At 60.7% G+C, this 12762-nt stretch carries 15 protein-coding genes and 1 pseudogene; 2 read left to right on the forward strand and 14 right to left on the reverse strand.

The annotated features are described in order from the left end of the window. Positions 1 to 197: 197 nt before the first annotated feature. The 3 genes and pseudogenes from QZY07_RS11395 to QZY07_RS11405 form a co-directional block, all read right to left on the reverse strand. Positions 198 to 413: pseudogene (locus QZY07_RS11395) on the reverse strand (glycosyltransferase); the annotation flags it as partial. A gap of 53 nt (positions 414 to 466) precedes the next feature. Beyond that, on the reverse strand, positions 467 to 1918 hold the full coding sequence (locus QZY07_RS11400) for a GH1 family beta-glucosidase (protein WP_295402537.1): 1452 nt from the start codon (positions 1916 to 1918) through the stop codon (positions 467 to 469). Continuing rightward, on the reverse strand, positions 1897 to 2109 hold the full coding sequence (locus tag QZY07_RS11405; protein WP_295402539.1) for a hypothetical protein: 213 nt from the start codon (positions 2107 to 2109) through the stop codon (positions 1897 to 1899). Before QZY07_RS11405 ends, QZY07_RS11400 begins: the two co-directional genes overlap by 22 nt. A gap of 129 nt (positions 2110 to 2238) precedes the next feature. Here QZY07_RS11405 and QZY07_RS11410 point away from each other — a divergent pair, with 129 nt between their 5' ends. After that, positions 2239 to 2790, forward strand: coding sequence for a YaeQ family protein (locus tag QZY07_RS11410; RefSeq protein WP_295402540.1), 552 nt, complete (start codon positions 2239 to 2241; stop codon positions 2788 to 2790). Continuing rightward, the gene (locus tag QZY07_RS11415) at positions 2787 to 3329 is read left to right on the forward strand and encodes a CIA30 family protein (protein WP_295402542.1); all 543 of its coding nucleotides are present in this window, start codon (positions 2787 to 2789) and stop codon (positions 3327 to 3329) included. Before QZY07_RS11410 ends, QZY07_RS11415 begins: the two co-directional genes overlap by 4 nt. 28 nt (positions 3330 to 3357) lie before the next feature. On the opposite strand, the gene QZY07_RS11420 is transcribed toward QZY07_RS11415, so the two are convergent. The 11 genes from QZY07_RS11420 to QZY07_RS11470 all read right to left on the reverse strand — a co-directional run bounded on the left by QZY07_RS11420 (position 3358) and on the right by QZY07_RS11470 (position 12450). Then, entirely contained in the window at positions 3358 to 3876 is a 519-nt protein-coding gene (locus QZY07_RS11420) for a L,D-transpeptidase family protein (RefSeq protein ID WP_295402543.1), read from the reverse strand. A gap of 179 nt (positions 3877 to 4055) precedes the next feature. Next, positions 4056 to 5252: a class I SAM-dependent rRNA methyltransferase gene (locus tag QZY07_RS11425; protein ID WP_295402545.1), complete on the reverse strand. Its 1197-nt coding sequence runs from the start codon at positions 5250 to 5252 to the stop codon at positions 4056 to 4058. Between the two features lie 291 nt (positions 5253 to 5543). Further along, the gene (gene ccmI / locus QZY07_RS11430) at positions 5544 to 6896 is read right to left on the reverse strand and encodes a c-type cytochrome biogenesis protein CcmI (protein WP_295402547.1); all 1353 of its coding nucleotides are present in this window, start codon (positions 6894 to 6896) and stop codon (positions 5544 to 5546) included. 9 nt (positions 6897 to 6905) lie between these two features. Next, positions 6906 to 7397, reverse strand: coding sequence for a cytochrome c-type biogenesis protein (locus QZY07_RS11435; RefSeq protein WP_295402549.1), 492 nt, complete (start codon positions 7395 to 7397; stop codon positions 6906 to 6908). 67 nt (positions 7398 to 7464) lie between these two features. Further along, positions 7465 to 8004: a DsbE family thiol:disulfide interchange protein gene (locus tag QZY07_RS11440; protein WP_295402551.1), complete on the reverse strand. Its 540-nt coding sequence runs from the start codon at positions 8002 to 8004 to the stop codon at positions 7465 to 7467. Between the two features lie 12 nt (positions 8005 to 8016). Further along, positions 8017 to 10002, reverse strand: coding sequence for a heme lyase CcmF/NrfE family subunit (locus QZY07_RS11445; protein ID WP_295402553.1), 1986 nt, complete (start codon positions 10000 to 10002; stop codon positions 8017 to 8019). Further along, positions 10002 to 10472, reverse strand: a complete 471-nt coding sequence (gene ccmE, locus QZY07_RS11450; RefSeq protein ID WP_295402555.1) for a cytochrome c maturation protein CcmE — start codon at positions 10470 to 10472, stop codon at positions 10002 to 10004. The genes QZY07_RS11445 and ccmE overlap by 1 nt, the downstream gene beginning before the upstream one ends. 92 nt (positions 10473 to 10564) lie before the next feature. Beyond that, positions 10565 to 11020 carry a Uma2 family endonuclease gene (locus QZY07_RS11455; protein WP_295402557.1) on the reverse strand — a complete coding sequence of 152 codons (456 nt, stop codon included), beginning with the start codon at positions 11018 to 11020 and terminating at the stop codon, positions 10565 to 10567. 473 nt (positions 11021 to 11493) lie between these two features. Beyond that, positions 11494 to 11694 carry a hypothetical protein gene (locus tag QZY07_RS11460; RefSeq protein WP_295402559.1) on the reverse strand — a complete coding sequence of 67 codons (201 nt, stop codon included), beginning with the start codon at positions 11692 to 11694 and terminating at the stop codon, positions 11494 to 11496. Between the two features lie 77 nt (positions 11695 to 11771). Continuing rightward, complete coding sequence (locus QZY07_RS11465; protein ID WP_295402561.1) at positions 11772 to 11984, reverse strand: hypothetical protein; 213 nt, start codon at positions 11982 to 11984, stop codon at positions 11772 to 11774. After that, positions 11974 to 12450, reverse strand: a complete 477-nt coding sequence (locus QZY07_RS11470) for a type II toxin-antitoxin system VapC family toxin (RefSeq protein WP_295402563.1) — start codon at positions 12448 to 12450, stop codon at positions 11974 to 11976. The genes QZY07_RS11465 and QZY07_RS11470 overlap by 11 nt, the downstream gene beginning before the upstream one ends. Positions 12451 to 12762: the final 312 nt, after the last annotated feature.

A 12762-nucleotide genomic window follows, 5' to 3' on the forward strand; every position in this document is an offset into this window, starting at 1 on the left:
AGAGCCGTGGACTCGTCTTCCGCCGACTCATGGAGCAGGCGGTCGTTACCGAGCCCGTCACTGAAGCCGCAGTGACGCATGGCTATAAGTGGTGACCACAACATATAGGGCGTGGAGGCACTAACCGACCACCCCCCTTCCAGAAAATCCGCTGGCGGCAGGACATCGGCATCGAAGAAAAACAGTCGCTCGCCGCGCGCCATCACGGCACCGCGGTTACGGCCCACCGCAGGCATCCCGCCCTCGGTCAGGATCACGCCTCGGGCGTGGCAGATCGCGCGCGTACCGTCGGTCGAGCCGGCATCGGCCACGATGATCTCAAAGTCGCGAAAGGTCTGACGGTCGAGCCGATCCAGCAATCCGGGGAGGAGTGCGGATTCGTTCAGGGTTGGAATGATGACACTGGCCTTCATGTGGTCCCCCGATGACAGTGAATCGCGCCCGGCATGACAGGCGCTGGCGCGGGTTAGATCAGTTCCAGCGAATGATCGAGCGCGGTGGCAAGCAAGGATCGATACAGCGCGTCGTCGAGATCGAAACCGCCGGTGCGGCACACGTCCGCATACCAGCGCGCGCTGAGTTTGGGTGTCCGCCGCAGGCTGCGATAGTCGACATGGATCAATCCGAAGCGCTTCGACAGGCCCAGGGACCACTCGAAATTGTCCAGCAGGCTCCAGACGAAATACCCGCGCACCTCGCTGCCCGCGTCCAAGGCACGGTGCAGCATGAACAGATAGCCTTCCAGATAGTCGCGCCGCAGCGGGTCGCGCACGCTCCCGTCCGACTCGACCCGGTCGACGAAGGCCGCGCCGTTCTCGGTAATATAGACCGGCGGATTGCCGTAACGCTCACGTAGCCAGGTCAGGGTATCGAGAAAGCTGCGCGGCTCGATCTGCCAGTCCATGGCGGTGTGCCGGGCGTTCGGATCCAGGCTGCGCGCCAGCCGAAAACCCAGCCAGGGCAGCCAGTTGCGCTCCACGATGAGGTGCGAATAGTGGTTGACGCCGACGAAATCGACCGGCTGACCGATGAGCGCCAGATCGCCCGGACGCAGGGTTCGTCGATAGATCGACAGCAGACGCCGGACCGGCGCCGGATAGCTCCCGGCCAGGATCGGATCGGCGAAGAGTCGATTCGCCAGGGCATCGATCCGCTCGGCCAGACGCACATCCGAGCGCCGACGCGGGAGCACCGGGAAGAGGTTGAGCGCGGGTCCGATCTCGGCATCGGGGACGTGCGCGCGCAGACGCTGAAGCCCGGCGCCATGGGCCAGCAGGAGATGATGGGCGACGCGCAAGGCCAGTAGCGGAAGGTGTCGGCCGGGCGCATGATCGCCGGAGACATAGCCTGCGGTGGCGATGGTGAGCGGTTCGTTGATGGTGACCCAGTGCTTGACCCGATCGCCCAGGGCGCGCGCGGCCGTCTCGGCATAGTCGGCAAAGCGCCAGACGGTGTCGCGCGACTCCCAGCCGCCGCGCTGCTGCTCGAACCAGGGCAGATCCCAGTGGTAGAGGGTCGCGAACGGCCGAATCCCGCGCGCGAGCAGGCCGTCGACCAGCCGCTCGTAAAAATCGAGACCCAACCGATTCAGCCGCCGCGCGGGGCTGGAAATCACCCGCGGCCAGGCGATCGAAAAGCGATAGGCGCCCAGTCCAAGCGCCGCCATGAGCTCCAGATCCTCGCGATAGCGCCGATAATGATCGCAGGCAACGCTGGCATCCGTGCCGTCCAGAATCCGGCCGCGCCGCGCCGTGAAGCGATCCCAGATCGACGGGGCCTTGCCATCCAGGTTGGCGGCACCCTCGATCTGAAAGGCCGCCGTCGCCGCGCCCCAGATCAGATGGTCGGGAAACTGGATGCGTTGCATGAGATCGGCGGTCAGGACCGCAATCGGCGTCAGTCGAGCGACGTTTCGCAATCCGCGATCAAGGCATCGAGCAACTGCACCGACGATGTCGCTTCCTTCTTGATTTCTCGCAAAAAATCCAGTTCGCTCTTGGAAATATGGCCGTCCGCGAACAGCGTCCGGCGCAGAACTTCGACTTCTTTCTGACTGATATGGCCATCGGCAAGGGCAAATGCCTTCGCAACATCACGCCATTGAGCCATGGGAACCTCCTCTCCGATGCTGATGAACGATCGGCATGACACACAGGTCATGCCGCTATTGACGCGCTTTCGCGGGTAATATGAGCGTCTGCCCGCTTGGGCATCCCTCACTGATTCAGGATAGACCCCATGGCCCTCAAGGCAACCGTGTTCAAGGCGCAGGTTCAGATCAGCGACATGGACCGTCACTATTACGCCAGCCATGCGCTCACCCTGGCCCGTCATCCCTCCGAAACCGACACGCGGATGATGGTCCGGCTGTTCGCCTTCTGTCTCTTCGCCGACCCGCTGTTGAGCTTCACCAAGGGACTCTCCACCGACGACGAGCCGGATCTTTGGCAGCGCGGTCTGAGCGGCGAGATCGAGCGCTGGATCGAACTGGGCCAACCGGACGAGCGGCGCCTCCGCCAGGCTAGCGGACGCGCCCAGGAAGTGGTGACGATCAATTTCGCGGGACGGGCGGGCGACCTCTGGTGGCAACAGAACGGCGCGAGCCTGCAACGTCTGCGCAATCTCCGGGTGCTCGACCTGAACAGCGCCGAGGTACAGTCACTGACCGGACTGGTGGCGCGTTCCATGGATCTCCAGTGCACCATCGATGGCGGTCAGGTCTGGATCGGCAACGGCCAGACGACGGTGGAGTTGACGCCGACCGTGCGGCAGGACAGGAGCGGCCGATGAGCCTAAATCCGGCGCTGATCGACGACTTCTCGCATCCCGAGGGACGCTCGCGACTGGGCACATGCTGGCGTCTGGTGACCGACGGGGTGATGGGCGGCATCTCCCAGGCGACCATGACGCGCATCGAACTGGACGGGCGACGGGCGCTCTGTCTGGAAGGCGATGTGAGCATGGAGCGCCAAGGCGGTTTTGTGCAGGTCAATCTGGCGCTGACGTCGACGGCAACGCCGCTGGATGCGCGGGGTTTTAGGGGCTTGCGGCTGGTGGCGCGCGGCAATGGCGAGATCTACCATGTCCATCTCAAGACCGCCGACAGCGTGCTGCCCTGGCAGTCCTATCGCGCGGCCTTTACGACGGGGCCGAATTGGCGGGAGATCCGGCTCCCCTTCACGGATTTTCAGCCGCATCGCCTGAAACCCGAGTTCAACCCCGCGCGTTTGACGAAACTCGGAATCGTCGCCATCGGCCGTGCCTTTCGGGCCCGCGTCTGTCTTGCCGAGGTCGGCTGGTATCGCGAGGCGGCGGCATCCCAGCCTTGATGCCGTCATCTTCCTGATCGAACGCGGTTCAGGGCATGATCCGAATCGGTGTCCCGTCCGGAACCAGGTTCCAGATCTCGTCGATTTCATGATTCTGGACGGCGATGCAGCCGTGGGTCCAGTCAGTGTTGGTATAGAGACGACGCATGCTTTCCGACTGAATATAGTTGGGAAATCCGTGGAGCATGATCATGCCGCCGGGGTTGAATCCGAGCTGGCGGCTGACAAATTTGTCCTGCTCGTTGGGATAGGAAATATGGATGGCCTTGTAATAATTGCTTCGGGGATTGCGCCAGTTCAGCACATAATCGCCGACCGGCGTGCGCTGATCGCCCTCGCGGTATTTGTGGCCGTTGGGCGAGCCGCCAAGGGCGACACGGTATTTCCGGACCACCTGGCCGCGGCTGAGCAATTCGATTCGTCGCTCGGACTTCTTGACCACGACCTGATCGACGGGGCCGGCGGCCTTTTGAGAGACTGGCGGCGTGCTGCCGCAGCCCGTCAGCCCGAGCAGTCCGGTGAGCGCGAACGCGACGAAAACACGCATCCCGAGCGAATGGATTTGTCTGGACGGCTGTCTCGAGGGCTGGGTGCGATCGATAGCCTGGGAATCTTTGGCGTTGAAATACATGGAGTGCGTCCTGAATCGCCGGTGCCGGCTGATCGCCGGCAAAGTTCATAATCAACGCCAGAAAGTTTATGTAAGCCGATGACTAAAATCCAGCTTTAGAATTCCGGCAGCACCCGGAGAAAGCAGGTTTTCAGATAAGCGGTCTCGGAAATGGCTGGGTGGACCGGATGGTCCGGTCCCTGTTGGCCGACTTCCAGCAACTGAAGATTGCGTCCGGCACGGCGCGCCGCAAGCTGAACCGAGCGCAAAAAGGTGTCGCGGTCCATGTGGAAGGAGCAGGAAGACGTCACCAGGAGCCCACCGGGCTCCAGAACCTCGATCCCGAGCCGGTTGAGCCGCTGATACGCCTGGGTGCCTTCTTTCTCGTCCTTGCGGCGCTTGATGAAGGCGGGTGGATCGAGAATCACGGTATCGAAGCGCTTGCCCTTGTCGCTCAGATCGCGCAAGACTTCGAAGGCATCGCCATGAAGATGGTTGACGCGGCTGTCGAGATGGTTGCGGGCGGCGTTGTCGGCGACCCGTTCCAGCGCGGTGTGCGAGCTGTCCACGCAGGTCACGTCCTCGGCGCCCAGCGCGGCGGCGCGCAGCCCCCAGGCGCCGATATAGCTGCACACGTCCAGCACCCGCTTGCCGACCCCATAGCGGGCGAGCCGGGTGCGGTTCTCGGCCTGATCGAAGAACCAGCCGGTCTTTTGTCCGCTCAGGGGCGAGATCTCGAAGGCCAGTTCGTGCTCGATCAACGTCAGGCTGTCCTCGGGCGTTCCGAGCACCGTTTCCACGCCACGCGGCAGGCCCTCCAGTTCGCGCACGGCGGTGTCGTTGCGCAGCACGATCGCCCTAGGCCGCATCACCTGTTCCAGCGCGGCCAGGATTTCCCCGCGCACCCGCTCCATCCCGGCGGTCGTGATCTGCACCGCGAGCAGGTCATCGTAACGGTCCACGATCAGGCCCGGCAGACCATCGCTTTCCCCGAACACCAGCCGATAGAAGGGGCGTTTGTAGAGCCGTTCACGCAGTACCAGTGCATCATGGATGCGCTTGAGCCAGAGAGCCGGACTCAGCGGGTGATTGCGGTCGCGCGTCACGATCCGGGCGCAGATCAGCGAATGCGGGTTGACATAGCCATGCCCGATCCAGCGCTCGTGGTCGCTCAGAATCTCGACTGGTTGGCCTGGCTCCAGGTTTTTTAATGGTGTCGCCTGGGTGTCGACTTCATTGCTGTAGATCCAGCAATGGCCAGCAATCAGGCGGCGTTCCTGATCTTTGCGCAGGATGAGTGGCAGAGTCTTCATGATGGGGTCTTCCGATCGGGATGAATGCGGTTTTCGTTTCTCAGGTGGAGACTATCAGAAGTTTGGCGTAGCGAGCTGCGCCAGATCGTTGTGGTTCCACAAAAGCGACGACACCTGCCAAGGAGCCCCCCGCTATGCCTGTCATCGCGATTTTACGCCGATGCCTGGATCCGTTGGTGGAAGTTGACCAGTCCCAGTGCCTCTGCTGAGCGACGCCGAAGTAAGGACAGCCTTCTCCCCGCTGGGGAGATGGCTGGATGGCAGGCAGTTTCAGTTGTTTTGCGTCATTGCTTACGGACGCACGCGATCGATCCTGACCAAGACCTTCTTGGTTCCGTCGAGTTTGATCGGCCCGATCTCGCCTTCGAGATCGCCTGCTTGCGGCGTGGCCTGTCCGCTCCGCGAAATGCGGGCGCCGACGATGACCTCGGGGAAGGCCGAGAGACGCATCGCCGGGTTCATCGCGAGGCTGTCGTCCAGGGTGACCGACCGGGGCAGATCTTTGACGTGCAGGCGCAGCGCGGCGAGCGGCATGGGCGGACCGACGGCGGCGCGCGCGAAGACGAACACCGTCTGGTCCGGCCCGACCTGGGCGGCGATGGTGGGGTCCAGGGTGACTTCGACGGAGAGACTGGCGCCGGTCGCAGGCTCCGGGGTGGCGGGGACGCTTGCTGGGACCGGGTCGGACTGCGTCAGTGACGGTAACTCATCCGCCACTGGTGTCGGCGGGGTTGCCTGCGCGACGATGGTCGGCGTGGCCGGTTTCGGCTGACCGGCGCGGCTGTTGGCTTCATCGACCATCTGGCGCAGATTGTTGGCCTCCTCGCTGCCCGGTTCCAGTTCGTCGAGGATTTTTTGCCAGGCGACGGCGGCGGTCTGGTACTGACCGCGCTGGTAGGACATCATCCCGTCCAGCCAGCGGGCATTGGGGTTGGCGGGCTCCTGTTTCAGCGCGGCGCCGATCAGTTCGGCTGGCCGACCTTCCAGGCTCTTGGTGTCGCTGGCGGCGGCGAGCGCCTCGGCGTAGGCGAGCATCACCTCGGTCTGATTCGGTGCAAGTTCATAGGCTTTGGAGATGGCGGCGAGTCCCCGGTCCCTTTGGTCCATGGCGAAATAGGTTCGTCCGAGCATCAGCCAGCCTTCGAGATTTGCCGGGTTTTCCTTCATGCGTGCTTCCAGCCGTTCGACCAGTACCTCCATGGAGGGTGCATCCTGACCGTCCGTTCCGTCGGCCGGATCCGGCTGTCCGCTGGCGGCGGCCTCCAGGCGGGGGGCAATCTCCAGGTCGCCAAGTTGCAGGTACATCAGCACGGCGGCGGACGGTACGGCGAGGGTCAGGATCGTGGCCAGCCCCCAGCGACCAAGCGCCGAGGTCGGTTTGCTGGCGGAGGACGCGGTGCCATCGCCGTCGACATCGCGCAGGAGATCGCGCTCCAGATCACGGCGGGCGGCGGCGTATTGATCCCGGTCGAGAAAACCGGCCTTGAGATCGGTATCCAGCTCGCCCAGACGCTGGTTGAAGACCTCAAGATTGAGCGCGTCCTGCTCCGGCGCGTCGTCGGAGGTCTCCGGACGCGCGAGCGGCAGAAGAACGAACGATAGCGCCAGACCGATCAGACCGGCGGCAAGTATCCAGAAGATCATCGTGAGCCCCTAATCCTGGTGGTCGCCGGTCTTGGCGAGAAGTTGTTGAAGGCGGACGCGGTCGGCCTCGCTGAGATCCTCTTCGGGCTCGGCCTTTTTACGTTGCAGGGTCCGAAACAGCAGAAAGCCGCCGACGCCGACCAGGATGAAGGGGCCGAACCAGAGGATGTAAGTGGACGGTTTGATGGGCGGTTCGTAGAGCACGAAATCGCCATAACGAGCCACCAGGAAGTCGACGACCTCCTGCCGGCTCTGGCCCTCCCGCATCATCCGATAGACCTCCTTGCGCAGATCCTGGGCGACGCCGGCCTGCGAGCCGGCGAGCGATTCGTTCTGGCACACCAGACAGCGGAGTTCGCCGATCAGGGTGCGAAATTCATCGGTTCGCGCTGGATCCTCGAAGGTGAACTCTTCGAGGGTATAGGCGTGCGCCGTGCTGAGCGCGAGTGCGCCAGCCAGCAATGCACCTGAAAAAAGGCGTGGATTATTAATGGGCATCATGGTTGATCCAGGGTTTTCACCGCCATCGTAGAGACAAGGCATTGCCTTGTCTCTACGGGAGAGGGTGTTATTTGGCGCGGTATTGTTCGACAACGGGGAGGATTTCTGACTCCCAGACGGCGCGGTCGATGGGGCCGATTCGCTTGTGGCGAATGATGCCCTCGCCATCCACCACGAAGGTTTCGGGGGCGCCGTAGACGCCCCAGTCGATTCCAGCTTGGTTGTCGGGATCGAAGAGGGTGGTCGAGTAGGGGTCGCCATACTGACGCAGCATCTGCAAGGCTTCCGGTCGGGTGTCCTTCCAGTTGAAGCCGATCACCTGCACGTCGTTCTCGCGGGCGATGCGCATGAGTTCGCCATGCTCCTGACGGCAGGACGGACACCAGGAGGCCCAAACGTTCACCAGCGACACCTTGCCGAGGAGGATGTCCTTGGTCAGGGTCTGGCCTGGATCCTTGAGCGACTGGAGCGTGAAGGACGGTGCCGGTTTGTCGACCAGCGGCGACGGCACCTTGCGGGGATCCAGGCGCAGGCCGTAAAAGAGCAGGGCGGCCAGGACGAGAAAAATACCCAGCGGGATGAGTGCGCGTGACGCGGAGTTGTTCATGGTTCAACAGCCTCAAGCGCTGACGGTTGCAGTGATCGCGCCCGCGCTGGCGCGTGCTGGAGCGGTGCGATAACGCCGGTCGGTGATCGACAGAACGCCGCCCAGGGCCATCAGGATGCAGCCGAGCCAGATCCAGCGGACATAGGGTTTGTAGTAAACCCGCAAGGCCCAATCCCCGGACACGCCGATCGGTTCGCCGAGCGAGATATAGATGTCGCGCAGAAAGCCCGCATCGATCCCGGCCTCGGTCATCGGCATGCCGCCCGAGAAATACTTGCGTTTTTCGGGGTAGAGCCGGGCGATCTCCCGTTCGCCCTGATAGACGACAAACTCGCCCCGGAAGGCATCGTAATTCGGACCCTTGACCATCTCGACGCCCTTGAACTGGAAGCGATGCCCCGCGTCCTCGTGAACCCCGCCGGGCGACATGCGGATATCCGTCTCGGTGCCTTGATTGGAGACCATGGTGACGCCAACGATAAACACGGCGACGCCGAGATGGGCCAGCCACATGCCGTAATAGCTGCGGCTGTTCCCGCCGAGGTCGGCCGCCAGACCCTTGAGCCAGCCGCGATGCCGGAGCCGGTCGAACAGGCTGACGAGATGGGTCGCGACCAGCCAGACCGCCATGCCGAGCCCGAATCCGACCGCGAGCTGACCCGTCGGGACGAGCGACGACGTCGTGACGATCAGGGTCAGGATGCCGAGCGCCAGCGCCAGCCAGAGCGAGCCGAGCAGACGCTTCGGTTCGTCGTGCTTCCAGTGCGTCAGTGGACCGATGCCCATCGCCAAAATCAGCAACGGCGACAGGAACACGAACATCTTGTTGAACCAAGGGAAACCGACCGAGATCTTGCCCCAGCCAGCGGCATCGTAGATCAGCGGCGCGAGCGTGCCGAACAGCACCAGCACCGCCAGCGTGGCGAGCAGCAGGTTATTGATCAGCAGAAAGCTCTCGCGCGAGACCAGATCGAAACGCCCGCCGCCGGAGATTGCGGGCGCGCGCCAGGCGTAGAGCGCCAGCGAGCCGCCGATGACGATACAGAGGAAGATCAGGATGAAGGTGCCGCGTGTCGGATCGGTCGCGAAGGCATGCACCGAGGTGAGTACCCCGGAGCGGACCAGGAAGGTGCCGAGCAGCGAGAGCGAGAAGGCCGAGATCGCCAGCAGGACGGTCCAGTTTTTGAAAGCGGCGCGTTTCTCGGTGACCGCGAGCGAGTGGATCAGTGCGGTCCCGACCAGCCAGGGCATGAAGGAGGCGTTCTCGACCGGATCCCAGAACCACCAGCCGCCCCAGCCGAGTTCGTAATAGGCCCACCAGGAGCCGAGCGCCACCCCGATGGTCAGAAAGATCCAGGCAGCCGTCGTCCAGGGCCGCGACCAGCGCGCCCAGGCCGAATCCAGCTTGCCGCCGATCAGGGCCGCGATCGCAAAGGCAAAGGCAACCGAAAAGCCAACATACCCCATGTAGAGCATGGGCGGATGGATCGCCAGACCCGGATCCTGCAACAGCGGATTGAGATCGCGGCCTTCGAGCGGCACCGGAAAAATGCGGTCGAAGGGATTCGAGGTCAGCACCATGAACAGCAGAAAACCGATCGCGACCATGCCCTGCACCGAGATCACCCGCGCGATCATCGGGAGCGGCAGGTTTTTGCTAAAGGCGGCGACCGCCGCGCCCCAGCCGGCCAGCATCAGCACCCAGAGCAGCAGCGATCCTTCATGAGCGCCCCAGATGGCCGAGACCTTGTAGGCGGTCGGCATCAGCGAATTGGAGTTGGTCGCCACATAGATGACCGAAAAATCGTCGGTCAGAAAGGCTTGCAGCAGACAGAGGAAGCTGATCCCGATAAAGGTGAACTGACCCCAGGCGAGCGGGCGGGCAAGCTCCATCCAGGTGCGATTGCCGGTAAACGCGCCAAGCAGCGGCACGCTCGACTGGACCACTGCCAGCATCAGAGCCAGGATCAGCGCGAAATGACCGAGTTCTGGCACCATCAGTTGGTTGCTCCGGTGGCGGTCGTGGCGGACTCCGTCACGCCTTCCGCATGGGCGGTCTTGAGCGTACTGGCGACCTCTGGCGGGACATATTCCTCATCGTGTTTGGCCAGCACCTCGTCGGCATAAAAGACCCCGTCTGGCCCCAGTTTCCCTTTGGTCACCACGCCTTTCCCCTCGCTGAACAAATCGGGCAGGATGCCAGTATAGGCGACCTTGACCGTTTCGGCGTTATCGGTCACGTCGAAGTGCACCGTCAGTCCGTCCTGCTGGCGCAGGAGCGTCCCCTTGGTGACCAGTCCGCCGAGCCGGAAAACATGATCCGGCGGCGCCTCGTTGGCGAGCACCTGCGAGGGACTGAAGAAATACGAGATATTGCTTTTCAGTGCGGTCAGGGCCAGGGCCGAGGCCGTGCCGATCCCGAGGATCGCCAGGCCCACGAAGACCAGTCTTTTTTGTCTTGCTTTCATGGTGAGTGCCGGTGGTGTGAGTGAGGACGATAGTTCAATGGGTGATCTGCCGGAGCGCAAGCGCGGGCAACCTGGTGCTGATGGAACGCTGTTCAGCCTTGCATTTCTCTGCTTTCCGGAACTGAACCTTCATGCGAGAAATACGAGATAAGGCCGTTTTCGTCAACGATCCAGACTTCCTTCGCTCCCTTGGCGAGATAGAGTTGAATCTTTTCCTCCATTTCAGCCCTTGAGTTCGAAGGAGAGGTGATCTCGACACAGATCTCTGGAGCTTTTAGATAGGGCGTGTCGTAGCCATATCTCTCGATAAAAGCGTCTGAAGCCCAGGCAACGTCGGCAACCTTGACTCCGTCGCTCGTTGTCATCGAGCACTCCATAATAATCTTGCCGTTACCTTTTTTTCTGTCGATCAGCGCGCCTACCTCATACTGGAGACTGCCATGCTTGTTGCTGGCGGGGCTCATCAATATTTTGCCCCATTTATTGAGTTCGATCTTGAACGGAAGATCTTTCAGGTAAGGATTGTGAAGGACGCTTGCCCATTCCATCTTTAATCACCCTTGGACGCTGATATTTGATAACGATTTCAACGGCTTGCGTCGCTTTTCCCTTGATATCGCGTCGCGTCATCACCGGTCTGTCCGCTCACTAGTCACTGTACCGGGGTATTTCGGGTGAACGAATTTGCGATGAGAGCCTTTTCCGCCTTCAGCGATTTCTGTGAAGCCCAATTTTCCGATCCCGGTTTTCCGCTCATTTTCTTGTATTTCTGCGGTATAGCTCAATTGTGCTTGGCCTTTGGGTAAGTAAAAGACAAATCTTAGCCGAGCTTGTGAATTGACAATGGAGCAGGATTCGACTGAAGCGAATGATTAGGCGATTGAGTTGATTCGATTCCATGCCTGTAAATTAAATCGATCCTGGCCCCTTATCATTTACTCAAACCGCGTTGTGATAAGGCTGGCAATTCGCACCACGCACAGTGGGCGGTTTGGGGTCGCTTATGAGGCGGTTGTTAGCCTTACGCTGCGTTGTGTTTTGCGAGAAGTTCCCTGACCGCCGGCACAAGCACTGTGGGCACTTCCATCATTGTTTGTCCATCCATTTCAAAGGCGGCCTCGTCTTCGAAAAGCGCTTCGTCTTCAGTCTGGGTCTCGTCGTGCGCTAGAACCTTGGCGACTCGGTTGCTGTCCCACCCTGGAGGGAAAACAGTTTGTTTCATCGAGGTTTTCTCTGGTTGGCGCCCGCAGGCACGACGTTGCAGAATGATCGCCGCGTCGTCTGCTCTTTAACCGCTTGTCAGGTCAATGCTTGATTGCAAGACTTGACTCCGATGCTTGACTGAAGCGAATGATTAGGCATTTTTGATTTCCAAACTGGTCTGTTTGACGCTGACTGGCGACGCGCTGCATCTTCGGCAATAGCGGCGATGCTGCCACCGAACCGTTCAGAGATCTTCTCGCGTGTAAGATGTATTTCTTCGATGACTGAATCAGATGCTTCATGTTTCATCGCCAAGCAACTCCTCGGGGGTGCAGATAATCGGTATTGGGATGCCCCGCCTCACAAGCAGCTCGTGAATGCGGGGAAGTATTTTTGCATTCGCAATATGCTTGCAGTTCCAAGTCAGCAAATATTGTATCTGGTGATGCGCAACAGTCGCGATGTGAAGGGCATCGACTTGTGCTTTCTCCGGTAGGACGCCAAGCGACATGATTTCATCAGCGAGTGTCACGATTTCAGGCGCATGCGGCAATAGCGGAATGCCATCAAGTGACTCCAACCGTTCTGCTACAAGCGCAGGATTGCCGGCTGACGCTTCATCGATCACGTATTGCGAAATAACAAGTTCATACTGTTTTCGCTCGTCGTTCCACCAGCGGTGCGTCAGCAGTTGTCGCGCTGCTGCTACGATTTGGCTGCTTGGCCTTTGCCGCAAGTAGCTAACGATCGATGTCTCAATGTAAACCGTGTTCATCTCGCCGATTCTTGACGCTAACGCCGAAGGTAAGCCGACCAGCACACGGCACCACGATTGAGATCAACCACGACGATGGCCGCGCTGGGTCGGCCTGAGCGACTTAATTAGGCCAATGCTTGATTGCAAGACTTGACCCCGATATTTTTTGTTCATGGATCCCTCGGATTTGGTTTACAGCTAACGACCAAGGTAAGTACTTCATTACAATTGTTTGTAGGAATGCAAATATGGCATTAGTTAAATTGAATCTTATATTCTTTTCCATATGATAATAAGATTCCCCGAAGTTCAGCTTCAAGTAATTTAAAA

It is taken from the genome of uncultured Thiocystis sp. (genome assembly GCF_903866365.1).
In the GTDB taxonomy this organism is placed as follows: Bacteria; Pseudomonadota; Gammaproteobacteria; order Chromatiales; family Chromatiaceae; genus Chromatium.